This window comes from Sorangiineae bacterium MSr12523 (assembly GCA_037157775.1).
In the GTDB taxonomy this organism is placed as follows: Bacteria; Myxococcota_A; Polyangia; order Polyangiales; family Polyangiaceae; genus Pendulispora; species Pendulispora brunnea.
Window position 1 is genome coordinate 13,123,165 of the sequence record CP089982.1, and the last position, 26,350, is coordinate 13,149,514.

Annotated in this window: 22 protein-coding genes; 15 read left to right on the forward strand and 7 right to left on the reverse strand. The window is 67.1% G+C overall.

Going from position 1 to position 26,350, the window contains the following annotated elements; all coding sequences use genetic code 11:
- Genes cobM through cobT form a run of 9 tightly spaced genes read left to right on the forward strand, consistent with a single transcriptional unit; the run spans position 1 to position 9,173 of the window.
- Positions 1-789: a precorrin-4 C(11)-methyltransferase gene (gene cobM / locus LZC95_52235; GenBank protein WXA94979.1), complete on the forward strand. Its 789-nt coding sequence runs from the start codon at positions 1-3 to the stop codon at positions 787-789.
- Positions 786-1,325, forward strand: coding sequence for a cob(I)yrinic acid a,c-diamide adenosyltransferase (gene cobO, locus LZC95_52240; protein WXA94980.1), 540 nt, complete (start codon positions 786-788; stop codon positions 1,323-1,325). Before cobM ends, cobO begins: the two co-directional genes overlap by 4 nt.
- Before the next feature lies 1 nt (position 1,326).
- A complete protein-coding gene (locus tag LZC95_52245; GenBank protein WXA94981.1) occupies positions 1,327-2,712 on the forward strand; it encodes a cobyrinate a,c-diamide synthase in 1,386 nt (461 codons plus the stop codon).
- Complete coding sequence (locus LZC95_52250) at positions 2,709-3,404, forward strand: adenosylcobinamide amidohydrolase (GenBank protein WXA94982.1); 696 nt, start codon at positions 2,709-2,711, stop codon at positions 3,402-3,404. Before LZC95_52245 ends, LZC95_52250 begins: the two co-directional genes overlap by 4 nt.
- Positions 3,401-3,946 (forward strand): bifunctional adenosylcobinamide kinase/adenosylcobinamide-phosphate guanylyltransferase, encoded by a 546-nt coding sequence (cobU, locus tag LZC95_52255; protein ID WXA94983.1) that lies wholly within the window; start codon positions 3,401-3,403, stop codon positions 3,944-3,946. The genes LZC95_52250 and cobU overlap by 4 nt, the downstream gene beginning before the upstream one ends.
- Entirely contained in the window at positions 3,943-4,866 is a 924-nt protein-coding gene (cbiB, locus tag LZC95_52260; protein ID WXA94984.1) for an adenosylcobinamide-phosphate synthase CbiB, read from the forward strand. Before cobU ends, cbiB begins: the two co-directional genes overlap by 4 nt.
- The gene (locus LZC95_52265; protein ID WXA94985.1) at positions 4,859-5,923 is read left to right on the forward strand and encodes a histidinol-phosphate aminotransferase family protein; all 1,065 of its coding nucleotides are present in this window, start codon (positions 4,859-4,861) and stop codon (positions 5,921-5,923) included. Before cbiB ends, LZC95_52265 begins: the two co-directional genes overlap by 8 nt.
- Positions 5,920-7,440, forward strand: a complete 1,521-nt coding sequence (locus LZC95_52270; GenBank protein ID WXA94986.1) for a cobyric acid synthase — start codon at positions 5,920-5,922, stop codon at positions 7,438-7,440. The genes LZC95_52265 and LZC95_52270 overlap by 4 nt, the downstream gene beginning before the upstream one ends.
- Complete coding sequence (gene cobT / locus LZC95_52275) at positions 7,437-9,173, forward strand: nicotinate-nucleotide--dimethylbenzimidazole phosphoribosyltransferase (GenBank protein ID WXA94987.1); 1,737 nt, start codon at positions 7,437-7,439, stop codon at positions 9,171-9,173. The genes LZC95_52270 and cobT overlap by 4 nt, the downstream gene beginning before the upstream one ends.
- Positions 9,174-9,188: 15 nt before the next feature.
- Here the strand turns inward: cobT and rdgB are convergent, their stop codons facing one another.
- Complete coding sequence (gene rdgB / locus LZC95_52280) at positions 9,189-9,884, reverse strand: RdgB/HAM1 family non-canonical purine NTP pyrophosphatase (GenBank protein WXA94988.1); 696 nt, start codon at positions 9,882-9,884, stop codon at positions 9,189-9,191.
- On the reverse strand, positions 9,859-10,620 hold the full coding sequence (gene rph / locus LZC95_52285; protein WXA94989.1) for a ribonuclease PH: 762 nt from the start codon (positions 10,618-10,620) through the stop codon (positions 9,859-9,861). The genes rdgB and rph overlap by 26 nt, the downstream gene beginning before the upstream one ends.
- 142 nt (positions 10,621-10,762) lie before the next feature.
- Between rph and LZC95_52290 the strand changes: the two genes are divergently transcribed.
- The 3 genes from LZC95_52290 (at position 10,763) to LZC95_52300 (ending at position 15,019) form a co-directional block, all read left to right on the forward strand.
- Positions 10,763-11,224: an energy transducer TonB gene (locus tag LZC95_52290; protein ID WXA94990.1), complete on the forward strand. Its 462-nt coding sequence runs from the start codon at positions 10,763-10,765 to the stop codon at positions 11,222-11,224.
- Complete coding sequence (locus LZC95_52295) at positions 11,221-11,754, forward strand: energy transducer TonB (protein ID WXA94991.1); 534 nt, start codon at positions 11,221-11,223, stop codon at positions 11,752-11,754. The genes LZC95_52290 and LZC95_52295 overlap by 4 nt, the downstream gene beginning before the upstream one ends.
- A 943-nt stretch (positions 11,755-12,697) precedes the next feature.
- Complete coding sequence (locus LZC95_52300) at positions 12,698-15,019, forward strand: DUF3857 domain-containing transglutaminase family protein (protein ID WXA94992.1); 2,322 nt, start codon at positions 12,698-12,700, stop codon at positions 15,017-15,019.
- Here the strand turns inward: LZC95_52300 and LZC95_52305 are convergent.
- From LZC95_52305 to LZC95_52325, 5 genes are all read right to left on the reverse strand, one after another.
- Complete coding sequence (locus LZC95_52305; GenBank protein ID WXA94993.1) at positions 15,016-16,596, reverse strand: ATP-binding protein; 1,581 nt, start codon at positions 16,594-16,596, stop codon at positions 15,016-15,018. The two genes, LZC95_52300 and LZC95_52305, sit on opposite strands and share 4 nt — an antisense overlap.
- Positions 16,593-17,735 carry a (Fe-S)-binding protein gene (locus tag LZC95_52310; GenBank protein WXA94994.1) on the reverse strand — a complete coding sequence of 381 codons (1,143 nt, stop codon included), beginning with the start codon at positions 17,733-17,735 and terminating at the stop codon, positions 16,593-16,595. The genes LZC95_52305 and LZC95_52310 overlap by 4 nt, the downstream gene beginning before the upstream one ends.
- Before the next feature lie 15 nt (positions 17,736-17,750).
- Complete coding sequence (locus tag LZC95_52315) at positions 17,751-18,734, reverse strand: hypothetical protein (GenBank protein ID WXA94995.1); 984 nt, start codon at positions 18,732-18,734, stop codon at positions 17,751-17,753.
- 22 nt (positions 18,735-18,756) lie between these two features.
- The gene (locus tag LZC95_52320) at positions 18,757-19,572 is read right to left on the reverse strand and encodes an FHA domain-containing protein (protein WXA94996.1); all 816 of its coding nucleotides are present in this window, start codon (positions 19,570-19,572) and stop codon (positions 18,757-18,759) included.
- Between the two features lie 99 nt (positions 19,573-19,671).
- Complete coding sequence (locus LZC95_52325) at positions 19,672-21,276, reverse strand: hypothetical protein (GenBank protein ID WXA94997.1); 1,605 nt, start codon at positions 21,274-21,276, stop codon at positions 19,672-19,674.
- 260 nt (positions 21,277-21,536) lie between these two features.
- Here LZC95_52325 and LZC95_52330 point away from each other — a divergent pair, with 260 nt between their 5' ends.
- The 3 genes from LZC95_52330 (at position 21,537) to LZC95_52340 (ending at position 26,348) form a co-directional block, all read left to right on the forward strand.
- On the forward strand, positions 21,537-24,287 hold the full coding sequence (locus LZC95_52330; GenBank protein ID WXA94998.1) for a DNA translocase FtsK 4TM domain-containing protein: 2,751 nt from the start codon (positions 21,537-21,539) through the stop codon (positions 24,285-24,287).
- Between the two features lie 475 nt (positions 24,288-24,762).
- On the forward strand, positions 24,763-25,059 hold the full coding sequence (locus LZC95_52335) for a hypothetical protein (GenBank protein WXA94999.1): 297 nt from the start codon (positions 24,763-24,765) through the stop codon (positions 25,057-25,059).
- 50 nt (positions 25,060-25,109) lie between these two features.
- Positions 25,110-26,348 (forward strand): PQQ-binding-like beta-propeller repeat protein, encoded by a 1,239-nt coding sequence (locus LZC95_52340; GenBank protein ID WXA95000.1) that lies wholly within the window; start codon positions 25,110-25,112, stop codon positions 26,346-26,348.
- The last annotated feature ends 2 nt before the right edge of the window (positions 26,349-26,350 follow it).

Genomic DNA, 26,350 nt, shown 5'->3' on the forward strand with positions numbered 1-26,350 from the left:
ATGCGCGTCTACATCATTGGAGCCGGTCCCGGCGATCCCAAGCTCATCACCCTTCGCGGCGCGGAGCTCATTGCGCAATGCCCCGTCGTTCTGTACACGGGCTCCCTCGTGCCGAAGGAGGTCGTCGCCATGGCGAGCCCCGAGGCCAAGGTGCTCGATTCCTCGAGCATGACCTTGGACCAGATCCTCGAGGTCATCATCGAGGCCCGCGACGCCGGCCATGACGTCGCGCGCGTGCACACGGGCGATCCGGCCATCTTCGGTTCCACCGCGGAGCAGATGCGCAAGATGGCGGAACTCGGCATCGAATACGAGATCATCCCCGGCGTCTCCTCGTTCACCGCGGCGGCGGCGGCCCTGGGACGCGAGCTCACCTTGCCGGAGCTCTCGCAGACCGTGATCCTCAGCCGCGCCGAGGGGCGTACACCGATGCCCGAGCGCGAGAAGCTGCAGGAGCTCGCCGCCCATCGCGCGACGCTGTGCCTCTTTTTGAGCATCACGTTGCTGCGCGACGTGACCGAGGCGCTGATCCCGTCCTACGGTGCCGACTGCCCCGTGGCCGTGGTGCACAAGGCCAGCTGCCCCGATCAGCGGATCGTGCAGGGCACCCTCGCCGACATTCGCGAAAAGGTGCGCGCCGCCGGGATCAAATCGCAATCGATGATCCTCGTGGGGCATGTTCTCACGGCCACGCACTTCGCCAATTCGAAGCTGTACGATCCCGAGTTCAGCCACCGCTTCCGCCGCGCCGTGCGTCCCCCGCGCACCACGGACGGAGACGCCTCGTGAGCACGGCGCAAAAAGAGCCGCCGCGTGGCCTGCTCGTGGTCTACACGGGGCACGGCAAGGGCAAGACGACGGCCGCCTTGGGCATGGTCTTTCGTGCCCTGGGGCGCGGTCTTCGCGTCACGGTGGTGCAGTTCATCAAGGGCAAATGGAAAACGGGCGAGCGCCTCTTTGCCGAGACATTGCCCCAGTTGCGCTTTCACGTCATGGGGCTCGGCTTTACATGGGAAAGCGACGACCTCGCGCGCGACAAAGCCGCAGCGCGCGCGGCTTGGGAAACGGCGCGCCAGGAAATCGCCTCGGGTGAGCGCGATTTGGTGGTGCTCGACGAGCTCACGTACACCTTCCACTACGACTTCCTCCCGCTGGAGGAGGTGCTCGAGGCCCTGCGCACGCGCCCTGCGCACGTGCACGTGGTCATCACTGGACGCAATGCGCCCGAAGCGCTGCTCGAGATGGCCGATCTGGTGAGCGAGATGGTTGCCGTCAAGCACCCCTTCACCGCGGGCGTGAAGGCGCAGATCGGGGTGGACTTCTGATATGAGCGACCTTGCGTTTCCGCGGCTCGTGATCGCCGGTACGTCCAGTGGGGTGGGCAAGACCACGGTCACCGTGGCCTTGGCGCGTGCCCTTCGCGCGCGTGGCCTTCGGGTGGCGCTGTTCAAGTGCGGGCCCGACTACCTCGATCCGACGTACCACGCGCGGGCCATCGACGCGCCTTCGCAGAACCTCGATGGCTGGATGATGGGCCACGAGGCCGTGCGCGCGACCTTCGCCCATGCCGCACGCGACGCCGACATTTCGCTCATCGAGGGCGTGATGGGCCTCTACGATGGCGCCAGCCCCACCGGCGAGGAAGGCTCCACTGCGGAAATCGCCAAGTGGCTCGAAGCGCCGGTGGTTCTCGTGGTCGACGCGGGCGGAATGGCCCGCAGCATCGCCGCCCTCGTGGGGGGCTTCGCGAGCTTCGACCCGAAGCTTCACGTCGCCGCGGCGATCGCCAACCGCGTCGGGAGCCGAAGCCACCTCGATCTTCTGCGCCGCGCCTTGCGCACGCCGCCGATCTTGGGCGGCTTCCCCCGCGATGAGGAACACGCCTTCGCCGAGCGCCACCTCGGCCTTCGCACCGCCGACGAAAGCGCCCTGCCGGCTTCGCTCCTCGATCATTGGGCGGAACAAGCTTCGTCGTGGTTCTCGCTCGACGCGCTTCTGGCCCTCGCCACGTCGGTGCTGCCCGTGCCCGTGCCCGTGCGCGTGCCCATGCCCGCGACCTCTGGCTGCCGCATCGCCATCGCCCGCGATGACGCCTTCCACTTCTACTACGCCGACAACCTCCGCCGCCTCGAATCCCTCGGCGCCGAGCTCGTGCCCTTCTCGCCGATGCGCGACGCGACGCTCCCCGATGCGGACGGCCTCTACCTCGGCGGAGGCTATCCCGAGGTCCACGCCGCGGCCCTCTCGGCCAATGTGGCCATGCGCGAAGCCGTCGCCTCCTTCGCCCAGGCCGGAGGCCCCATTTACGCCGAATGCGGAGGGCTCATGTACCTCACGCAGGCCATCGTCACCACCGACGGCGAACGTCACCCCATGGTGGGCCTCGTTCCAACGGAAGCTCGCATGTGCGCCAAGCTGCAGGCCCTCGGCTACGTCGAGGTCGAAACGCAAACGAAGACCATCCTCGGCGGCGCCGGTTCGCGCTTCCGCGGCCACCAATTCCGCTACTCCGAGCTATCCCCCGAGCCCCCGCCCAGCATCGAGCGCGTATATTCCCTCCGTCGCCGCCGAGGTGACGAAACCTCGCGAGAAGGCTTCCGCATCGGCAACGTCATTGCTTCGTACGTCCATGCGCACTGGGCATCCAACCCGCGCATCGCCGCATCGTTCGTCGAAAGTTGCGCCGCGTATCGAAAGACGCGCACGCCATGAACGCCAGCGCGCAACTGCTCCCGGCCCCCCTGGAGGTGACATTGGCCCTCGCCGAGCGCGATCGCTGGCTCATTGCCTCCTTCGCCGAGACCGTGCGCGCCTGCAGTTGGGCCATCGTGGGCGGTGGCCTCGCCGATGTTCGGCATGTCGCTTGGCTCGAAGTGCGCAATGGCGATCTTCGCCCTTCGGTCGATCCCGCACGCATGCTCACCGAGCGCCTTCACGCGCGAGGCCTCCATTTTGCCGTCGGGCTCCTCACGAGTGCAAACATTGCACACTACATCGATGACTCGGCGGAACAGGGCGGCGTGACCGCACGGTGCCTGGCCACCGTCGGTCTGGGCAATGCCCTTCGCGCGGGAGATCCGCCCTGGCTCGCGTGCCGTATCGGCACGATCAACACGATGGTGTACATCGACACGCCGCTCACGGACGAGGCGTTGCTCGAGGCCAGCGCCATCGCGACCGAGGCCAAATGCGCGGCCGTCCTCGAGGCCGGTGTTCGCAGCCGGATCAGCGGCCGCCCCGCCACGGGCACCGGCACCGACTGCACCGTCGTTGCCTGCGCGCGGTCCAACGCGCGCGGTGCGCCGTATGCGGGAAAGCACACGGCCATCGGCTCCGTCGTGGGCGGCGCCGTGGAGAGCGCCATTGCCGAGGGCGTGCGCCGCTGGAAGGAGACCTCGCCATGAGCTTTTCCCTCATTGGTGGCGGTGCCCGCTCCGGCAAGAGCGCGTTTGCACTTCATCGCGCGCTGCAGCGCGGACCCAAGCGGCTCTTCATCGCCACCGCGCAGGCCTTCGACGATGAGATGCGCGTGCGCATCGATCGGCACATCGCCGAGCGCGGAAGCGACTTCACGACGTTGGAGGCCCCGCACGATCTCGACGAGGCCATTGCCCGCGTCGCGCAGGATCCCCCCGACATCGCCGTGATCGACTGCCTCACCTTGTGGCTCTCGAACCTGCTTCTCGCCGATGCCCCGCACGAGGCCATCGAGCGTCGCGTGGACGCGTTGGCCGATGCGCTCGCGTCGGCCTCGTTTCACACGTGGCTCGTGACCAACGAAGTCGGCATGGGCCTCGTTCCCGAAACGCCGCTCGGGCGCGCCTTCCGCGATATCAGCGGCCGTGCCCACCAGCGGCTCGCGCGTTCGGCCTCGGAGGTGTACCTCGCCGCGCTCGGCACGGTGTTGCGTCTGCGCCCTGGGCCCGTGGAGCTCGCGGACCCATGATGGCGCCCCTCGTGCTTGCGGCCGCGTATGCCCTGGACGGCGCCTTTGGCGAGCCGCCGAATCGCCTCCACCCCGTGGCCTGGATGGGAAGCATCATCGGGCACGCCCGCCGCTGGGCGCTCGGTGCCCAAGGTCGATGGGGCCAGCTCGCGCGCGGTGCGATCGTGGCACTCGCCATCCCCGCCGCCTTCGCCGCAATGGCCCATGTCGTGGTGAATGCGCTGGGTCGCTCTGTGTGGCTCGCCACCTTGGGTACCGCGCTCCTGCTCAAGCCGATGTTCGCCGTGCGTGCGCTGCGCGATGCCGCCTTCACCGTGCGCGACGCCCTCGAGTGCGGCGATGTCGCGTCCGCGCGCCGAGGCCTGGGCAGCCTTTGCAGCCGCAAGGCCGACCATCTCGAGAAGGAGGCCCTGGTCGCAGCCACCGTCGAGTCCATCGCCGAGAACATCTCCGACAGCGTCGTCGCGCCGCTCCTGTTCTTCGCGTGCTTCGGCCTGGAGGGCGCCGTCTTCTACCGCGCCGTCAACACGCTGGACGCGATGATGGGCTACCACGGGCACCTGGAATACGCCGGAAAAGCCGCCGCACGCCTCGACGATCTCGCGAACCTCGTGCCCGCGCGCTTTGCCGCGTTGCTCTTGCTCGTGGCCGGCGCGCTCACCGGCGCACGCGTGGGGCGCGGCATCGCCATCCTCCGGCGCGATGGTGCCCGCACCGAGAGCCCCAACGCCGGATGGCCCATGGCCACCATGGCCGGGTTGCTCGGCGTGCGCCTCACCAAGCCCGATCACTACGCCCTCGGCGACGCCGTCCACCCCCTCGAGCCGGCGCACATCACGGCGGCGTGGCGCATCGCCTCGCTGGCCGCGTTGGGCTCTCTCGTCACCAGCGCGCTCCTGAGCCGAGGCCTCCATGGATAGCCCGGCGCACGGTGGCCCTGTCGACGACGAGCTCGCCGCCGTCGGTCTTCGCGCCGAGGACGTGCTCGACTTCAGCGTCAACGTCAACCCGTACGGACCATGCCCCTCCGTGCTGCGCGCCATCGCCGAGGCTCCGCTGCATCGCTACCCGGATCCCTCCGCCGCACCCACGCGCCGCGCGCTTGCCGCGCACCTCGATGAACCCGACGCGCGCGTCATCCTCGGCAACGGCGCCGTCGATCTTCTCTGGCTTCTCGCCCGCGCGTGGCTGCGCCCTGGCGATCTCGCTATGGCCATCGAGCCGACGTTCTCGGAAATGCAGCGCGCGGCCATGCAGGCCGGGGCGCGCATCCTCGAGCACCGCACCTTGCCGCGCAACGACTTCGCCCTCGACATTCCCGCGCTCGATGCGCAGCTTCACGCCTTCCGCCCGCGGCTCGTCTACGTCTGCAGCCCTTCCAACCCCGTGGGCGTCGTCACGCCGTTCGAGGTCCTCGAAGACTTGGCCGAGCGCCACCCGGACACATTGTTCGTGTGCGACGTCTCGTTCCTCTCGCTCAGCGCACACCACGGCATCGCGCGTCCTTCCCGTCGCATCGTGTGGGTCTGCTCGCTCACCAAGGACCACGCGTTGCCGGGATTGCGCATGGGGTATGCGGTGGCCCCCGAGCCTCTCGTCGCGCGCATGGAGGCCGAGCGGCCGCCGTGGTCGATCGGCGCGCCCGCGCAAGCTGCCATTCTCGCCACCTTCGAGCCCGAGGCGCAGCGCTTCGTCGACGAGAGCCGCGTCCGGCTTCTCCAAGACCGCGCCGCACTCGAGGCTCGGCTGCACCACCTCGACCTGCGCACGCACCCAAGCGACACCGTCTACGTGCTCGTCTATCTCGGTGGGCGGCGCCTTGCCACGGATCTGCGCCGCACCTTGCTGGAACGGCACGCCGTTCTGGTGCGCGATGCCACCTCCTTCGGGTTGCCCGGGCACATTCGCCTGGCGGCCCGCCCCTTACCCGACACGGAACTTCTCGTCTCCGCCCTTCGCCAAGAGCTTCGCCCATGACCGCCCGCACCCTCATGATTCAAGGAACCGCCTCCTCCGTCGGAAAGAGCATCGTCTGCGCGGCGCTCTGCCGGCTGTTTCGACAGCGGGGCCTTCGCGTTGCGCCCTTCAAGTCGCAAAATATGGCGCTCAATGCCTTCGTCACGCCCGATGGCGGTGAAATCGGTCGCGCCCAGGCCGTGCAAGCCGAGGCAGCGCGCGTGGTGCCCACCGTGGACATGAACCCCATCTTGCTCAAGCCCGAGGGCGACGCCCGCTCGCAGGTCATCGTGCTGGGCAAAAGCATCGGTAGCCTCGGGGCCGCCGACTACCACATGCGCAAGCCCGAGCTTCGCACCATGGTTCGCGAGTCGCTCGACCGGCTGCGCGCCACGCACGATCTGGTCATCATCGAGGGGGCGGGCAGCCCGGCCGAGATCAACCTCAAAGAACGCGACATCGTGAATATGTATGTTGCACATATCGCCGAGGCGCCGGTGGTCTTGGTCGGTGACATCGACCGCGGCGGCGTCTTCGCCGCGTTCGTCGGCACCATGGAATTGCTCGAGCCCCACGAGCGCGCCCGCGTCGGCGCCTTCCTGGTGAACAAGTTTCGCGGCGACGTGAAGCTGCTCGAGCCCGGGCTGCGCTTTCTGGAGGACCGCACCCAGGTGCCGGTGCTTGGCGTGCTGCCTTACGTGAAGCAGCTTCGCGTGGCCGACGAAGACTCCGTCTCGCTGGAGGAGCGCCGCGGGCGCCGGCGTGCGGGCGCGAACCAGATCGACATCGCCGTGGTGCGGCTGCCGCGCATCTCGAACTACGACGATTTTCAGCCGCTCGAGTACGAGCCCGACGTGGTGGTTCGGTTCGTGGAGCACGCGGATGCCGTGGAGGGCGCCGATCTGGTCATTTTACCGGGGACCAAAGCCACCATGGCCGATCTGGAGTGGCTTCATGCGACGGGCTTCGCCGACGCCATTGCCGGCCGTGCATCCCGCTCGGAGCCGGTCCTGGGCATCTGTGGCGGCTGCCAAATGCTCGGTGAGAGCATCGCGGATCCCCACGGCGTGGAGTCGCCGCAGGAGTTTGCCCGCGGGCTCGGGTTGCTCGCCTTCCACACGCGGTTCGGGCCCGAGAAGCGCACATGCCAAGTGCGCGCCCGAAGTGCCCGAGCGAGCTTTCTGGCCGCGGAAGGCGAAGAGCAGCTCTTTGGCTACGAGATCCACATGGGGCGTCTCGAGCGGCACACGCACGCCGCGGCGAGCTTTCGCATCCTCGCGCGCAATGGTGCCGAGGTTCACGAGCTCGATGGCGACGTCTCCGAAAACGGCGCCGTCGTGGGCACGATGATTCACGGCCTCTTCGAGAACGCCTCCGTGCGGCGCACCCTGCTGACGCACCTTCGCCGCGCGAAGGGCCTTCCCGATCTCGCACCTCCGGAGCCGGTGGCGGGGCCGCGGGACGAGTACGATCGCCTCGCCGACGTCGTTCGTGAGCACGTAAACATGGACCTTCTCGAGAAGTTGATTCAGTCATGATCCCGGTGCGCTTCGACGAAGCCGCGCGTGCGGCTCTCTATCGCGTCATGGAGCTGCGGCGCGACATTCGCCACTTCCGCCCCGGCGACATCGACGACGATGTGCTCGCGCGCATCCTCGGTGCCGCGGAGCTCGCGCCGAGCGTGGGCTTTTCGCAGCCTTGGGCCTTCGTCGTCATTCGCGATCCCGCGATACGTGCGCACATTCGTCAGAGCTTTCTCCGCTGCCGCGAGGCGGAGGCCGCGCGCTTTCCCGCGGATCGCCGCGAGGCGTACCTGGAGTTCAAACTCGAGGGCATCGAGGAGTCGACGCTCAACGTCTGCGTGCTCGCGGATCTGCGTCCGCGCGACGAAGCGATCCTCGGCACCACCGTGCAACCCGAGTCGGTGCGCGCGAGCGTCTGCTGCGCCGTGCAGAACCTCTGGCTCGCCGCGCGGGCGGAGGGCATTGGTATCGGTTGGGTGAGCATCGTCGAGCCCTCCGTCTTGCGCGAGGAGCTCGCGCTTCCGGCCGGCGTCGAGCCCATCGCCTACCTCTGCGTCGGCCACGCCGAAGAATTTCGCGAGCGCCCGCTCCTCGAGGAGAACGGCTGGCGGCCGCGCCGCACCTCGGTCATCCATCGCGATCGCTGGCCTTCGTCCGAGCCCTCCGCTCCGGCGCCCACCCCGCCGGATGTCCGCGGCTTGCCGGGCGCCATCCCTCCATATTGCGAGATCGCCCGCCGCGCATCCCTCGAGCACCAGCTGCTTCTCACCAAGCCGCCCGGCAGCCTCGGCCGCCTCGAAGAAGTCGCCGCCTGGTACGCGGGTGCCCACGGGCGCTTTCCCCCGCCGCGTCCCGAGCGACCGCTGGTGGCCGTCTTCGCCGCCGACCATGGCGTCACCGTCGAAGGCGTGAGCGCGTATCCCTCGTCGGTCACCGCCGGCATGGTCGCGAACATGATGGCCGGCGGCGCCGCCATCAGCGTGATGGCCCACCGCCTCGACATCCATGTATCGCTCGTGGACGTCGGCGTGGCCGGCGATCTCTCGGCGCTCCCCACGAACCCGCTCTTCGCTTTGCACCGCGCCCCCGTTCGCGCGGGCACCGCGAACTTCGCCCGCGAACCCGCGATGACCCGCGAGCAGGCCCGCCAGGCGATGGACGTCGGCGAGCAGCTCGCCCGCCGTGCCGCGTCCGACGATTACCAACTCCTGGCCATCGGCGAAGTCGGCATCGGCAACACCACGTCCGCCGCCGCGCTTCTCTGCGCCTTCACGGGCGCATCGCCCTCCGACGCCGTCGGCGCGGGAACCGGCATTTCCGATGCGATCCGACTTCACAAGGTTGCCATCGTCGAAGCCGCCCTGCGCCTTCACGCGCCCGATCCCGCCGACCCGCTCGGCGTCCTCGCGGCCGTCGGCGGACTGGAGCTCGCCGCCATGGCGGGCTTTCTTCTCGGCGCCGCCCGCGAGCGCATCCCCGTGGTGCTCGATGGCTTTCTCGCCAGCGTCTCCGCGCTCGTCGCCGCGGCCTTCGACCCTCAGGTCACGCCGTATCTCCTCGCCTCCCACGCCTCCGCCGAGAAAGGCGCGGGCCTCGCCACCGCGGCCCTTGGCAAGACTCCGCTCCTCGATCTCGGCCTGCGTCTCGGCGAAGGCACCGGCGCCGTTCTCGCCGTGGACTTGGTCCGCACCGCCGTGGAGCTCCAGCTCTCGATGGCCACCTTCGCCACCGCGGGCATTCGCCGCTAGGCGCCTGCGGGCGGGCTACTCGCAAATTCGCCGAATCTGCTGCTCCCGCGCGACAATCAACTCGGAAATCACGGGCCGCATCGCCGCGAAAGCCTTCGAGCGATGGCTCACCCGATTCTTCTCGTCCTCGGTGAGCTCGGCCATCGTCTTGTCCATGCCGGCCAGCACGAACAGCGGATCGTAGCCGAACCCACCCGAGCCGCGCGGGATGCTCGTGATACGTCCCTCGCAGGCCCCCTCGACGACTTTCGGTTCCCCGTCCTTTGCAAAGGGATCCACCAAGGCCAGCGCACATCGGAAGCGCGCCACGTAGCTCTTGTTCTGCGCCGCCGATACGGGATCGCCCAGCGCCTCCAGCTCGTCGAGCAGCGCTGCGTTGTTCTCCGAGTCGGTCGCGCGCTCGTGGGCAAAGCGTGCAGAATACACGCCTGGCCTTCCGTCGAGGGCATCGACCTCCAGCCCTGAGTCATCCGCGAGGGCCAGCATCATCGTCGCATGCGCCGCCGCGCGCGCCTTCTTCACCGCGTTCTCGATGAAGGTTCGCCCATCTTCCACGACGGGCAGCGCCTGCGGCAGAACGTCCGGCAGCGCAAAAATGTCCAGCGGGAGCCCCGCCAAGAGACCGCGGAGCTCCTCCACCTTGTTCCGGTTGTGCGTTGCCAGGACGAGCGAGTGCTTCACGCCGTCACCCGCCGCCCACGAGCAACGCATCGAGCGATACGCCCGCATCGGCCAGCGCCGCACGCTGCAGGCGCGTGAGCTCGGCCACGCCGGCGAGTGCCAGATCGAGCATCGCATCGATGCGCGCGCGCGGTGCCGGTGCGCCTTCGGCGGTGCCTTGCACCTCGATGATTGCGCCCGACGCGGTGGCCACGACGTTGAGGTCCACCTCCGCGGCCGAGTCTTCGAGGTACATCAGGTCGAGCGCCAGTTGGTCATTCTTGAGCAAACCGACGCTGGTCGCCGCCACCGGCTCCCGCAGAACGGGCCCGCTCAAGGTCCCGCGTTCGCGCAGCTTGGCGATGGCCAATGCCAGCGCCACGAATCCGCCGGTCACGGATGCGGTGCGCGTGCCGCCGTCGGCCTCGAGCACGTCGCAGTCGATGGTAATGGTCAGCTCCCCGAGCTTCTCCAGAAGCACGGCCGCGCGCAGGGCACGCCCGACCAGCCGCTGAATCTCTTGCGTTCTGCCGCTGGGCGCTTTGCCGCGTCCATCGCGATTTTCGCGGCGCGGCGGATTGGCGCGCGGGTGCATTTGGTACTCGGCCGTGAGCCATCCTTTGCCTTTGCCCTCGAGAAAGGCGGGCACCTTCGGCTCGACCGACGCCGTGCAGAGAACAATCGTGCCCCCCGCGCGGTAGAGCACCGACCCTTCCGAGGGACGATGAAAACCGAGAACCATTTCGACGGGGCGAAGCGCATCGAGCGCACGAGCATCGGGTCGCATGGCCCCCTACTTAGCGAGCCGCGCGCCCCGCGTCCATCGCCGACACCGCCCTGTCGCACGAGCACCTACGTGCGAACGATCCGGCGCCGCACGATTTCAAGCAACCGCCGCGCACGCCGCGCCGAATAAGACGCCAAGGGCCATGGGAACCGAAAAATCGAGCCATCGCGCCGCCGCCCTGGTTTTCGCCGCCGCATCCGCAGCATGCGCCGGAGAAACCGCCACCGCCCCGCCCCCTACGTCGCGCCCCTGGGCGTGTTTGGCCAAGGCGCCTCCGCACCCAAAGCCCCGAACCGAATCGGGCGAGGAGATCCCGCCGAACGAGATCACACCCCCGCGCCTGATCCCGAGTCCTCCGGGTCCTCCGCGCGTCATGAAATCGATACTTCCTTCCTCTTTGCCCGAGGGTCCCGTCTACCTTGCCGCCCGCTGCACCATTCACACCGACGGCACCGTCTCGGACTGCAGCATGATCTGCTCCCACCCCGCCTACGACGCGGTCACCCTCGAAGGGTTGAGTATTCAGCGTTACGAACCCGCCACCTACCGAGGCCGCCCCATCGAACTCGTCTACACCTTCACCTACCGCGTTCTGGGACCATGAAACGCGTCGCTCGAATTCTGGCCGCCCTCCTCCCGCTGGCTGTCTGCGGGTGCGAAACGGCCAACGCTCCGCCGCCCACCCTACTGCTAGTTCGATGGGAGCGCGTCCCGCTCTCGGCATCGGCCGACCCGCTCCCCGAGCCTCCTCCAGAAGACTCGGGCCTCGTCACGACGCCGGGGGTCAAGCCAGCGTGCTTTGCCAAACTATCCAAGCCACCCTTGGTACCGCGCTCCGGCGGCGAGCCGCCGAATCCGGACAAGCCCATGACGAAGCCTAGGCTCATCACCGGAAGCAACGTGCCGATCCTTCCCCGGGAAGTGCTCGTGCGTTCTTTGGAGCTCTACATCGTCGCACGGTGCACATTGCACAAGGAAGGCCACGTAACCGATTGCAGCTTCCTTTGCTCGTATCCAGGCGTGGACAAGGCGGTACTCGATATCCTTTACGAGCAGCGCTACAGCCCCGCAATCTATGAGGGCGTTCCTGTCGACGTGACCTATACGTTCCAGTTTCATATTGGGCCCCAATGAGAGGCGGACGATGATGTGCCGGCCGCAGATCTTCCCGCTTGCGGCGTTCCTTCTACTGGCCGCCTGCGGAGGTAAAAGGGCAAACGCCCCGTCGGGGACACTCCCGGAAAACTCGGGCCTCGTCACAACGCCCGGGGTCAAGCCCGCGTGCTTGACGCTATCCAAAACGCCGCGGCCGGAGTCGTCAGGCCTGCCCGTGGAGTGGAGCAAGCGCATGACGCGGCCTCGGCTCATCTCGGGAAGTGAGATAATTTTCTTTCCGGACTGGGTTATCCCGACTCTTCCGGCGGAGGTTTACCTCGTCGCTCGGTGTGTTTTGCGCAAGGAGGGAAGCGTCACGGACTGCAAGATGGTTTGCTCGCATCCGGGATTGGACGAGACTGTACTCGAGAACCTTCGGCAGCGGCGCTACATGCCCGCAACGACGTCCGAGGGCGATCCGGTTGATGTTACCTATACGTTCCAATTTCAGGTGATGGGCCCATGAAGCGCCCCGTTTGCATGCTCGCGGCCTTCATCCCACTGGCAGCCTGTGGTGGCGCAACAGCCAACGTCCCGCCTCCGGCCAACGTGCGTTCCGAGCCACCTTCCGAAAATTCGGGCCGCGTCACGACGCCGGGGGTGAAACCGGCGTGCACGGCAAACGTATCCGAGTACCCAACATTGGTCCCGTCTCCAGGCGCTCAGCCGGTGACGGAGGCGATCCCGACTCGTCCGGCGGAGGAGTACGTCGTTGTTCGGTGCATGTTGCACAAAGAAGGCCACGTCTCGGATTGCAACTTCGTCTGCTCATATCCGAGATTGGAAAAGACCGTTCGCGAGAACATCCAGGAGCGGCGCTACTCTCCAGCGACGCTCGACGGCGTCCCCGTGGATGCCACCTATACGTTCTCATTTCATATCGTTGGTCAATTTTAAGAACAATTCAATACGAGAACTGACGATGTCTCCACGCCCCGTCCTCCTCGCACTTTTGCTCGGCACGGCCCTTTTCGAAGTATCGCCCGCGGCGCGCGCGGCTGCGAATGCCGAGGGTGCGGTGCCCGTGGCCAAGGTTCCGTCGTGGGTCATTCCCGCGGAGCGGGCGCCGCACGCGCCGAGCAAAGATGCGGCGGAGCAGGGCGGCGTGATCGACGAGACCATCGACGACCAATATCGCGTTGCTTCCAGCGTCGAACACTACATGCATCGCGTGAAGCGCATTGTCTCGGCGGCGGGCGTGGATGAAGTCGGGCAGATGCAGATCGAATTCGACCCCAGTTATGAGCACCTGACCTTGCACCGTGTGAGCATCGTTCGTGCGGGGACCAGCATCGACGCGTTGACCACGGCGACCGTTCGCGTGACCGATGTCGAGCGCGAGGCCGATCAGCGCGTGTACAATGGGCGCCGCACGGCCCATGTGCTCATTCACGATTTGCGGGTGGGTGACGTCGTCGATTATGACTACACCCTCGAGGGACAGAATCCCGTTTTGGGGGGACGCTTCGTTACCGTCGAGCCGCTGGCGACCTCGCGTCCCGTGGAGTACCTCCGGGTGCGCATCCTCGCGCCGCCATCCCGATCCCTTACATTTCGCACCACGGGAATGACGCTCGATCCCGTTACCCGCGTGGCCGACAGCATGCGCGAGCTCACGTGGGAACGGCGGGATGTGCCCGAGCCGGTCTACGAGCGCGATGTGCCGAGCTGGTACGTTCAGCGGCCCAGGCTCGTCGTGAGCGAATTCGACTCATGGCGCAGCGTCGCGGCTTGGGCCGTTCCCCTTTTCGAAGAGGCCGGCCGTCCCACGGCGGAGATCACGGCCGCCGCCAACGACATTGCCCAAAAGCACACCACGCCCGCGGCGCGTGCACTCGCCGCGTTGCGGTTCGTGCAAGACGAAGTGCGCTACCTCGGTATCGAGATGGGGGCGAACTCGCACCGGCCTCACCCGGCCGCGGACGTGTTGAAACAGCGATTCGGTGATTGCAAAGACAAATCGGTCCTGCTCGTTGCCTTGCTGACCGCGATGGGCATCGAAGCACACGGCGTCTTGGTCGACTCGGATCTCCGAGAGCACGTCGAAGGAGAACTGCCCTCGCCGTATGCCTTCGATCATGCGGTCGTGCGCATCCTCCTCGAAGGCAAACCCATCTGGGTCGACCCAACGCGCTCCGCGGAACGCAGCGCTCTGGGGGATGCGCCATTACGGTTTGGAAAAGCGTTGGTCGCCGCACGTGACACGAATGGCCTTTCCACCATCGAGGCGCCCTTTCCCAAAGAACCCACCGTCGTAACGTACGAGTCCTTTCGATTCGGCGATACCGATGGACGCCTGGACGTGGTGCGTACCTTCCGCGACGCCGACGCGCGGGCGATGCGCCATCGGCTCGCTGGAATACCACGGGCCAAGATTCAAAAGCGCTACCTCGATGAATACGCCACCATGTATCCGACCATCGAAGTGGTTGAAGAGATGACGGTGGAAGATCGTCCCAACGAGGACGCGGTCGTTCTTCGGGAGCATTATGTGATGCCCCATGTCGTGAAAGATGGCGATTTCTCCGTGCGTGCCCGCGGCGTGACCGACATCGTCGGAACGACCCAATCGGCCAAGCGCAATGCTCCCCTCGGCATCGATTATCCGGCGTTCGAGCATCACCAGATCGACCTTTACACCGACGATGGGATCAAATTCCCCGAGCCACCCGACGAGAACTTCAACGATTCGGTACTCATCTTCACGCTTCGCTCCGAGACGCACGACAAGAGGACCGTTCTCGATTTCGAAGTTCGAACCCTTCGCGACTTCGTCCCGCCGAACGAGGTCGCCGAACACATGGCCCTGGTCGACCGGATTCGCGATGCGACCTATTTTTCGTTCACCCCATCCAACAAGCCCCGCAAAGGTACGTCTACCCCGCTGACATTGCTTGCGGCCATCGGTGCCCTCTTCGGCATCGTCGGCCTCGTCGTGGTGATTCGTCATGGCTCGATTTCCTGGCTGCTACGGCCCCGGTCGCGCGGCCACGCCACGGAACAACCGCGCCAACGCCGCAGCGGCAATGGCGATACCGCGGCGACGGCCACCTGGGTTCTGTCGCGCAGCGAAGCCGAAAAGCTCCTCCTCGGCCCACGATGCCATTGCGGTGCACGGTTCACGGGGCCGCTCCCCGACAGCACGTGGAGCGCGGTCTTGTTCGACGGGCGCACCATCACATCGGCCCGCGTCGTCTGTGCGAAATGCGATAAGACGCGCATTCGCTATTTCGAAATCAACTAGCTCCGAGTGATGGATACCAGCGATGGCCCGCGATTGCCTCGCGGCTCGGAGGCGCGCGCCGGTGCAATGGGCAGGGCGATGCGAAAGCTCGTGCCCCCGCCTTCGCGCGGCTCGGCGGTGACGGAGCCGCCGTGCGCGACCACGATCTGGCGCGTGATGGCCAAGCCCAGGCCGGTGCCCTCGCCCTTGGTCGAAAAGAACGGATCGAACACGCGGGGGCGGATCTCGTCGGGGATGCCGCCACCGCGGTCGTTCACCCGGACCACCACGCTCATGCCCTCGGCGCGCACGATCACGTCGATGTCGCCGCCTTGAGGCATCGCCTCGCGCGCATTGCGAAGCAGATTCAAAAGCGCTTGCCGGATCTGGGCCTCGTCGAACAACGCCGGCGGCAGCTTGTCGGCAATGTCGACCCGCACATGGCAGTCGGCGCGCTCGTTCTCGGCGCGCGAGAAGTTCACCACCTCGTTCACGGCGCCGGCGATGTCCTCGGCCTCCATGCGCGGGGAGGGGAGTCGCGCCAGGCGCAGGTACTCCTCGGACAGATGCTCGAGCCGCTGCACCTCGCGCGCAATCGCTTGCAGCAGCGCGCGCGACTCGCCGCGTGCGTCGGTGCGGGCGGCGAGTTCCTCCTCCAGGAGCTCGATGTTCAGACCGATCGAGGACAGCGGATTGCGGATCTCGTGCGTGACGTGCGCCGCCATTTTGCCGATGGCCGCAAGGCGCTCGTTGGAAAGCGCCTGCGCCTGCGCGCTCGCCACGGCGCCGACCATGCGCTCGAAGGCCATGGCCAAGTCGCCGATTTCATCCTCGGTGGGCGCCACCTCTTGCGGCGTCAGATCGCCATGGGCCACGGCTTGCGCCCTCTCGGTCACACGCGCCAGAGGCGCCAGCAGGCGCCGCGTGTGGATCGACACCGCGACCCCCACACCCAAGGTCAGCACCGCGAGCGCGATGAGCGCGTAGATGGCCCGCTGTTCGCGCCGTTGCGCGTCCTCGGAGATATGGTCCATCGAGACGCGCACCCGCTCCGAGATTTCGCGCACCCGCCGCTCGGCCGCGTGCTCCTGCGGGCCCGCCTCGACCAAGATGCGGTTGATGGCATCCTTGTCCCCCGAGTCCAGCGCCGAGAACAAGAGCGAGAACTGCTCCTTGTCGTCCTCGAGATCCGCCTCGATGGAGCCCAACTCCGCCGTCAACGACGCGGCCAGCGCGCGCGAGCTCGGGCTGCCCACGTCGGCGAGGCCCACCGCCAGCGCCTCGCGCGCCTTGGCGAAGGCTTGCGGGCGTGCATTGGAGAGAACCCGCAGCATCTCGCGGGCCGACAGCGGGTTGCGCTCGTCGGGGATGCTGTCGAGCAGCGCGGCCAAGGTTCCCTGGTTCGCGCGAAGCTGGCCCAGCGCAAGGGCCGCGGGCAGGTACCCGCGGGCGAGCTCCTCGCTGTCGAGCGCCGCACGCCGCTGGGCGACCACGCTCCAGCCCACGGTGACGGCGAAGGCCACCACCGTCACCGCGAACGACGCAAGCACGCGCGTCGCGATGGTCTTGCGCGGCGGGGCGACGCTCTTGCGATTCACGCGCTCCCCTCGTCCTTTCGCGCCCGCAGGCTCCGCGCCATCCACGTGACGATGTCGTCCACCGCCGTGCCAGAGGAAGCACGCCGCAATGCGTGCAGGCTCGAGGCGCAGCCCGTGATCACGCGCCCGCCGCCCGCGCGCGCATGCTCTTCGAGCCGTGTCTTCGCAATGATGCGCGCCGGCTCGGGCATGGTCAGCGGCAAGAGCCCGCCGGCACCCGAGCATGTGGCGCGCTCGCGCCGCGTGTCGAATTCCGCGGGCGCCTCGCCCAGAATGCGCGTGAGCACCGTGCGCGGTGCCTCGTAAATTCCGAGCCCGCGCCCCAGTTTACAGGGGTCGTGCCATCGCACGGGCTCGGTCGCGGGCTTTCCCAAGGTGGCAAAGCGTGTCGCCTCTCGGGCCGCCCACTCCACGAGCATGACGACCTTCGGCCCGACGTGCACACCGATCTCCGGGTAGTGCATCCGCAGCGCCGCCCCGCACCCTGCATCCACCACCGTCACCCGTTCGAAGTGCCGCAGCCGCTCGGCCATATCGGCCGCCGCGCGTCCGAAGCCCGGTGCATCGCCGGCCATGAGAAGCGGCATCCCACAGCAACCGTCGACCACGCCGACGTCTTCCCCTGCCAGCTCACGTGCAACCTCGAGCGCGTCCCGCGCTTCGTCCGGCGCCTTGTGCAAATAGGTGCACCCTACGAGCAACCCCGTGCGTGTCCCCGCCCGCCGATTCCCCAGGCGCCCGGCCGCCGTGCGCGTGCGCGCCTCGTGCTCGGCATAGCGTGCCACCGTGCGCGCAGCCCCCTCGGGCGCGATGCCGTACGCGGACCAAGCTGCCCGCGCCGCATGGAGCCCCGACGTGACGTCGTTGCGATGGTCGCACGACTCACGGCACCCGTAGCATCCGGTGCAGGCCCACGCCGGTGCGGCGTAGGAGGCCTCGCGCGGAACGTCGCCGTGCGCCGCGAAATAGGCCATCGACATTTTGCCCCACGGCGTGAGCGTTTCGCGCGGCTCCGCGTTCGACACGGGGCAGGCGCTCCGGCACAATTTGGGGCAAAATACGCAATTTTCGAGCGCTGCACGCTGCGGGTCCAGCAGGGGCAGCGCTTTCATCGGCCGCTGATCGGGTCGTCGTTTCATCGGTTCACGAGCGCATCATGCCACCGAACCGGCCGAGCGCAGTCGATCCCGCAGCTCCGCCATCGCCTCGTGCGGCCGATCGCGTTCCCGAAAGAGCTCCACCATCTTCTCGGCCATGTCCAAATTTTGCGCGCGCAGTTTTCGGCCGAAGTGCTCCTCCACGTAAGCCACCCCCTCGGGCGACCGCCGCCGCGCAAAGGCGACCGCCATTCTCAGCGAATTGGCCACCATGCCCTTCGGCGCCCACGAGCCCAGCATCGATCGCGACGTGAAGCGCACGAACCACTCCGCCCAAATCGTAGGCTTCCCATATTCGTGCCCGAGCTGCCGCGCTTCGTTGGCCGCGCGCAGCACGAGATCGAGAGCGTCCTTGTCGGCGAGCAGCTCGTCGATGGTGCCCATCACGTCGATGCCCATCATGACGGGCACGAACGTGAACGTCGTCGCCACGTTGGTCGCGTGCACCCCGGCTTGTGCGCGGCTTCCGATGCCCGCGGCCTCGAAGGCCTGCGCCAGCTTGTCGATCACCGGCTCCCGCCGTTCGGGCTGCTCGATCAACGTCGACGCCATCCGCGGGAGCCAATAGCGGTACGTGCCCTCGCGATCGTAGGCCACCACCCCAGGCATGCCCGGGAAAAGCCTCCCCGGACCGAGCGCCCCGTCCAAGTACGCCCGATGCTGCGGAAAAATCGGCGTCATCGTCACCACCGGTGCCTTCACCGGTGCGAGAAGCCCGACCAACCGTGCATCGATCTGCTCGAAGCGCACGCACACGAGAACCACGTCCGCGTCCTGCGGAATCGCCGTGACGCGCACCGGCTCCTCCAGCACCAGCGACCCGCCGGCGCCGTCCACCTTCTCGATCCGCAGCGGATTCACCGCTTCCGGCACGGAGCGCGTGACGAACGAAACGCGCACGGGGTCTTTCCCGCTCGCCAAGCGGACCCCGAAGACCGACCCGAGCGAACCCGCGCCGACGATGGCAACGTGCAAGGCCAACCCCCTGAATTTAGCGCCTTGCCTAACGATACGTGAAGCGCAGATCGTGGTCGCAAATTTTGAAGAGATCGCCCTCCGCAATTTGCTTGCGGGCGATGCGCTGGCCGTTGAACTCGACCCCGTTGGTCGAGCCCATGTCGACCATGAAATAGATCCCGTTCTGGAATTCGATCATCGCGTGCTGCCGGGACACGTTGGGGTCCTTCAAGGTCAGATCGCTCGATTGTTTGCCGCGGCCGATGACGAAGCGGTCCTTGCTGATGGGGATCTTTTCGCCTTGGTACATGACGCAGAGCTGCGGCCCCGCGTGGACCTGCGGCGGATAGCCGTTCGACGCCATCGGTTGCATGTGCCCCATCTGCCCCGGCATTGGCGGCATTTGTCCTGGCATGGGGGCGCGCGGAATCGGCGGGGGCACGCTGCGGGCAGGCGGCGGCACCGAACGCGGCACCGCGGGGATTTGCCCGCTCGGACCGCGCGGCGGCGGTGCGGGGAGGCCGTGCATCCCGCCCGATGTTCGCGCCGGCGGCGGTGGAAGAGGTCCCGGTGTCTGACGCGACGGACGGGCCGGCGGGGGAGGCAGACCGCCCGCACGCGGCGGTGGAGGCGGCGGCGGATAGCCTCCGCGCTCGGACTGCGGCGAGCCGCTCGGCGTGCTCGAAAATTGAGGGCGCGCTCCCGTTCCATAGCTGCGCTGCCGCGCGTACTGCTTCATCGCCTCATTGATGAGGTAATCGACGCTGCACTCGAGCTCGCGCGCCATCTGCTCGAAGGTCTCCCAGAGCACGTCGCGGCATTGGAAGGTTCGGCCGCTCTTCTTGTTCGGATCCGAGCTCATGACAAGATTCCCGTAGGCCTCCGGTTCCCTATCCTACTCGACTCCTCACTCTCCGGTGAGAGAGGGGCGTGTATGCATAGGGAGCCGGGCAATTTAGCATTAGGAGCCGCCGCCCTCCATCGAGGGTACGATGCAGAATTTTACAAACTCGCCGACGGTGTGGATCTCTTTGGATTCCTTCTCCGCCGAACCGGGTGCCTTGGCAACATCGCAAGACCACCCGCACTCGTCGTCTTTTTCGCACTTGGGGACGGCTTGGTTGTCGCCCTCCAGCGCCGTCACCGTGGACACATCGGCCTTCTTCCCTCCGTAGAAGTATCCGATGGCCGACAGCTTGGCCCCAAGCTCGTTGCTCTTCAAATAAGGAGTAATGGCCTCACGCGGCTTTTTCTCGCCGGCCGGCGCATCGAGTTTGGCGATGAGGCCACCGTAGGAGATCGGCTCGGTCATCCCCATCTTCTGGCCCGAGTTCTTCGGCAGGCGATTCATGAACTCGGGAAGGTCCTTCGTCGTCATCGTGCGAAGGACGAGCGAGGCGGCCACCCAGCGCACCTTCCACTTCTTCGAGGCGTCGAAGAGCGCGTACATCTTCGGGACGGCGATTTCCTTGGGCAGCTCGCCCAAGCGGGTGAACGCGAGATCCCGCACCGAGTCCGGCGTGTTGTCGTCCTTGGCGATGTCGAACAGCTTCTCGATGTCGGCGGCGTTGTTCTTGTCGACCCGCCCCTCGAGCGCCGCCAGCGCTGCCTTGCGTCGCTCCTCGCTGTTGTCACCTTTCGCCGCAAACCCGAGCGCGTAATCGATGACAGGCCGGCCGCCCACCTTCTTCATCGCGGTGAAGACCTTGATGAGCTCTTGCTCCTGGTACTTCTTGACCTGCTCGGTCTGCGCTTCCTTGCTGACGTTCGCCTTCGCGCGTTTGTTGGCTTCCTCGACGAGGGGCGTCTGCTTCTTGATCCACGCCTCCGAGTCGATCTGCTTGGCGATGGCCACGAGTTGCACGCTGGCCTTCTGCTTCGTCTCGGCGTCGCCCAAATCCGCGATGAGGCCCGCGATGCGGTCCGTCTTCGACGACTCCTCCTTGAGCAGGCCGGGCAGGGTCTTCACCGAATTGGCGCCGAGGTAGCGGAACATCTGCTCGATGCCGTACTGCTGCACCGTGTAATCGAGGCGCGCCTCCAGGTTCGACGTGGCCCATTCCGTGAGCGCCGTGGCCAGCTGCGCGCGGACGGCGTCGTCGGTCACCAGCGGCGGATCGTGCGAGAGCAGGGCAAATGCCACGTCCTTGAAGGGAACGCTGGGATCGGGCGGGGTCGTCCCGTCCTCTTTCTTCGCCGGGAGCGGCTGCTTGATCTGGTTGACCAGCTCCGGCACCAGCGATTCGAGCATCTTTTTGCGGTCTTCCGCACTGAGCGCGACGATGGCGCCCTCACGGGACTCGCCATTTTCGTCGACGTAGCCGTCGACCAGGTACGGGATTGCCCAGACTTTGCCCCCGCGGGGCTTCATCTTGATGAGGGAAAGCGCAGCCTCGACCCGCAGCGGCCACGCGTACTTCGCGTGCGTGGCCACCGCATAGAGCTTGCGCGGTCCCTGTTCCGTGCCTTCCCAACGGTGCACGTCGCTTTCGCTGACTGCGCACCCCGACAGGCCTACACCGGCCGCGACCGCAACGAGCGCCCACGACGCGACCCACTTTTTCATTCTTCCGGTCCTCGGCATCCCGCCTCGTCCCGCCGGCGAAAAGCCAGCGCTCCATGAGAAAGCTACGGTCCGGCGTGGATGCTAATCCAGTGGGGGCAAAGATCCTAGGGGTCACACGGCTTCTGGACACCTAGGCCTCCATTGGGTTACCTGTAGGCTGACGTACGGAAATGGCGCTCCCTCTTTTCGCTCCGCGACGCGCAGGCTCGACCGGGTTACCCGAAAACACGCGTGCGTCCTCGTTTTTGGGGAAGGACGCGGTGCTTCAGCCCCGCTGGCGGGAAGTCTCGGCCCTCCTCTTATGGACCACCGCCGTGTTCCTGGTGCTGGGGCTCGCGTCGTACGAGCACGATCCCGCGACGGGTCAGAGCACGGGCGAGGACTGGGTCGGCCCGGTGGGGGCGGCGTGCGCCCATGGCCTGGTGACCCTCATCGGGCTGGTGGCGTGGACCGTTCCGCTCGAGGCGGCGCTGCTGGGGATCCCCTTCGTGCGCGGGCAGAAGAGCACGATCACGCCGGCTCGCCTGGCGGGTGATGGGCTCATCGCGCTGACGGCGGCGGCGATGATTCAAGTGGGCTGGCCCGGGCGCCTGGCGTTCGGCCACCATGTCGCCGGCGGCTTGGTGGGCGAGTTGTTCGGTGAGCTCTCGCGGTCGCTGTTTTCGACGATTGGCTCGTTCTTGGTGGGCTTTGCCTTCCTCGGGCTCATTTTGATCGGGCGCGCGTCGTTCTCGTTCATCGCGCTCATTCGGTGGCTCGTTCGCCTCGGCGAAAAGAGCGCGCGCGGCACGGCCTCGGGCGCCAAGAGCGTGGCGGAGGCCTGGCAAACAGCCCGCCAGATCGAGCGCGAAAAGACCGAGAAGGCGCGCTTGGCCGAGCTTCCGCGCATTGGCGCTGCGGCGGAGGCCGAGGCGACCATCGCCGTGTTGCCGGAGGAGGCGGAGGACGACGCAAGCATCGAGCCGGCCGCCGACTCGAGCGAGCCCGCGTTGCCGGCGGAACTCGACATCGGCGAGGCCATGACCATCGACCCCGCCGAGGCGCCGAAGCGCCGCCAGAGGAAACCGCGCGCCCCGAAAGTCACGGCCGCCGCCCCCGCGACGGAAGAAGCCGCGCCGGCAGCTCCCGTTCCCGAAAAGGCCGACAAGCGCGCCGCCGATGTGCAGGTGGAGTCCGCGGCCATCGACGAGGGCGAGGAAGGCGTCGCCAAGGCCGGTCGTCGCAAACGAGCGCCCGCAGGGCAGGGGAAGGCGGCCGAACCCACCGCGCCGTCCGGCCCCACCATCGTCGACACTTCCGCGGCCCTTGCCCGCGAAGCCCCCGTTCCGGAGTTGGAGCCTTCCCCGGTGCCCGTCCCCGTGGCCTCGCCCGCGCCGGTTGCGGCGGCTGCTCCTGCTGCCGCCGCCGCAAAGCCCAAAGAAAAAGAGCCCACCATTGCCCCGCAGGCACCGGCTGCCCCCAAGCCGCCGAAGCTTGTTCCCGCCTTTGGATCCGGCTTCCGCCTGCCCTCGATCGAGTTCCTCATCGCATCCAAGCAGGACCCGAGCCTGGCGCTCGATCACGAGACCCTGCTCAAGAACGCCGAGCTCCTGGTGAAGACCCTCGGCGACTACGGCGTGAGCGGCAAGGTCGAGGACATCCTGCCCGGCCCCACCGTCACCACCTTCGAGGTGTCCCCCGCCGCCGGCACCAAAGTCTCCAAGGTCGCCTCGCTCGCCGACGATCTGGCCTTGGCCCTTGCGCGCAAGGTCCGCATCGTGGCGCCCATCCCGGGCAAGAACCGCATCGGCTTCGAGCTTCCCAACGAGCGCCGCATCCCGGTCAACCTGCGCGACCTCGTCGAGGACCGCCGCTTCCAGACGCTCGACGCGCCGTTGCCCGTCGTCCTCGGTCGCGACATCCTCGGCGCCCCCGTCTACGCGGACTTGGCGAGCATGCCTCACGTCATCGTGGCCGGTGCCACCGGCGCCGGTAAGAGCGTCGGTCTCAACGTCATGCTCTCGTCGCTCCTGTATCGGCGCACGCCCGAGGAGCTGCGTCTGCTCATGATCGACCCCAAGGTCGTCGAGCTCGCGCCGTTCGATCGGATTCCGCACATGCTCCTGCCAGTGGTCACTGACATGAAGCAGGCGGCGACGGCCCTCAAGTGGGCGGTCGACGAAATGGAACGTCGCTATCAGTTGTTCGCCGACGCGGGCACCAAGAACATCGGCACCTTCAATGCATGGGTCGACCGAGTCCACCGCGGCGAGGCGCGCAATCCTGCACCCAAGGTCGTCATCGCCAAGGACCACAATGGCTTGCCCGAGGCCATCAACCCCGATTTCACCAGCGGCGAGCAGGGGGAGGCCCCCCTTCCCGAGAAGCTGCCGCTCATCGTCATCGTGGTCGACGAGTTTGCCGACTTGATGATGCAGCAGGGCAAAGAGGTCGAGGCTGCGGTCGCGCGCCTGGCACAAAAGGCGCGCGCCGCGGGCATGCACGTCATCCTGGCGACCCAGCGACCCAGCGTCGACGTCATCACGGGCATGATCAAGGCCAACTTCCCGACGCGTATCGCGTTTCGCGTCGCCCAGAAGGTCGACAGCCGCACCATCTTGGACGAGCAAGGCGCCGAGCACCTTCTCGGCCGCGGCGACATGCTCATCAAGCTCAATGGCACGAACGAGACCAAGCGCGTGCAGTGCCCGATGATCACCGAGGAAGAAGTTCAGGCCATCACGGACTTTCTCCGCCTGCAGGGCGAGCCGGTCTACGACGAGAACATCCTCAAGCCGCGCGACGACGAAGGCGGAGGCGAGGAGGTCGAGGACGCCGAGCAGGATGCGATGTACGACGATGCCGTGCGCATGGTGGCGGACACCCGGCGCTGCTCCACGTCATGGCTTCAGCGCAAACTCGGCCTTGGCTACAACCGCGCGGCCCGCATCGTGGAGATGATGGAGCGGCGCGGTCTGGTCGGTCCGGCCAACGGCGCAAAAGACCGCGAAGTCCTCATCGATCCCATTTGACGAAGCCATCACCCGTGTGAAGGCTGTTGGGGGGAATGCGGAAGAGGAGATGAAGGTGGGAAACCTGCGCCACGCGGCCATATGCTCAACGGGAGGGCGCGGTAAGTCGCCCTCCCTAGTAAAAAATTCGCCCGGCGTCTACAAAAATTGTAAAGACACCCCTCCAAACACTCGACGGCTGGAAAAAAAACGCTAGACTCTGCCGGCGTTTGTGACCGACATGGCAATGAGCATGAAAATCGCTGCCGCGTACGAGCAGGGTCAGGTTTTGGGGGGCTCCGCCGCCCCAAGCCCCCGAGGCAGGCAGGTTTTGGGGGGCTCCGCCGCCCCAAGCCCCCGAGGCAGGCAGGTTTTGGGGGGCTCCGCCGCCCCAAGCCCCCGAGGCAGGCAGGTTTTGGGGGGCTCCGCCGCCCCAAGCCCCCGAGAAGATACGGACGCGCAGCTCCGCCGCAGCGGTGCAATCGGAGGATGGCGAGTGGCTGACGAAGCTGATCGCACGAGGCTCATCGGTGAAATTTCACGCGTGATTCGGGAGCCGGCGACGCCGGAAAGCACCCGAACAGCCGGCCTCACGTTGATTGGCTGGCTGGCGCGGCGGATGCCGGGTGAGAAGCCGCACGCGCTGGGCGTTGCCGAGGCGCGGGAGTCCGAGCGTCGTCTCGTGGCCATGAAAGAACTCTGTCCTGATCGGTCCCCCGAGCGGGACCTCGGACCCGAGACGCAGGCATCGCCGAAGTCGACGCTTCGGATTGCCCGCCGTCGGAGTCGCTGATCGCATCCAGGCAGAGCGGGCGGCGACCAGCGCTGTCCGTCGTTCCCCTCGTGCTCCTGGTCAGCGTGGTGACCGTGCTCGTGGCCGTGCGCCTGCGACGCCTCGGCACGGCGCGTTCGACCGTGCGAACCACCGCTTCCCAGGTGACCGATGCGTCGGCCCAAGAGGGCAACTCGTTGCGTGCTCCGGTGCTCACTGGAGCACCGGCGCGGGTGCCCGAGCAGACTGCGCGGATGCAACACGGCGATGCACACCGCACGCACCGCGCGCATGGTCATGGGCCCGTCGAGCCGAAGATTGCCTGGAAGACGCCGATCGGTGGGCCCATCCAAGGGCAAGTCGTCGCCTCCGCGGATGAATCGACCCTGTACGTCGCCTCGCTCGGCGGGACGCTGACCGCCCTCGGCCGCGACGGCCACATCGCGTGGAAGGTCGACCTGCACGGACGCGTGTACAGTACACCTTGTGTCGGCAACGACGGGACCGTGTACGTCGGAAGCGACGCACGGACCTTCTACGCCGTATCCCCGACCGGCACCGTGCGCTGGAAGCTCGACACCGAGTCCGACGCCGACACCGGGCCCGCGTTGGCCCCCAATGGCACGATCGTCTTTGCCTCGGGCCGCACCGTCTACGCGGTCGGCTCGGCGGGCACCATCGCGTGGCGCTTCCGAGCCAAGGGAAAAGTGTTCACGGCCCCCGCCGTCGCCGACGATGGGACCATCTACGTGGGGGCGCAGGACCATCGCGCCTACGCGTTGGCTCCGAACGGTACAGTCCGCTGGTCCGTGGATCTCGGGGCCGATGTCGATGGGGCACCCGTCCTCGGGGACGACGGTGCGGTCTACTTCGGGACCGACGCGGACGAGATCGTGCGGCTCGGCAGGGACAAAGGCGAAATCGTCTGGCGTGCCCGGGTGGGCGGGTACGTCCGTGGGGGGCTTTCGATCGGTCGAGACGGCGACGTGCTCGCGGGGGTCTACGGGCCTTTGCCGCGTCAGGTGCGCGTGGCCGCGGCGACCGGCAAGCTGCTCGGAGCCTTCGAGGTGGCGGGGACGGGCGCCCGCGATTTCGGCGTCCATGGCGGCGCGCTCGAAGATGACGATGGCACCCTCTACTTCGGTGGGCAGGACGATGCCGCGTATGCCGTGGACCGCTCTGGTAACCTACGCTGGCGTTTTGTAACGGGAGCGGATGTGGATGCACCGCTCACTTTGCTGCGGGATGGCTCACTCGTCGTCCCATCCGATGATGGTATGGTGTACCTACTTGCCGCCCCTGCGCATTAGCG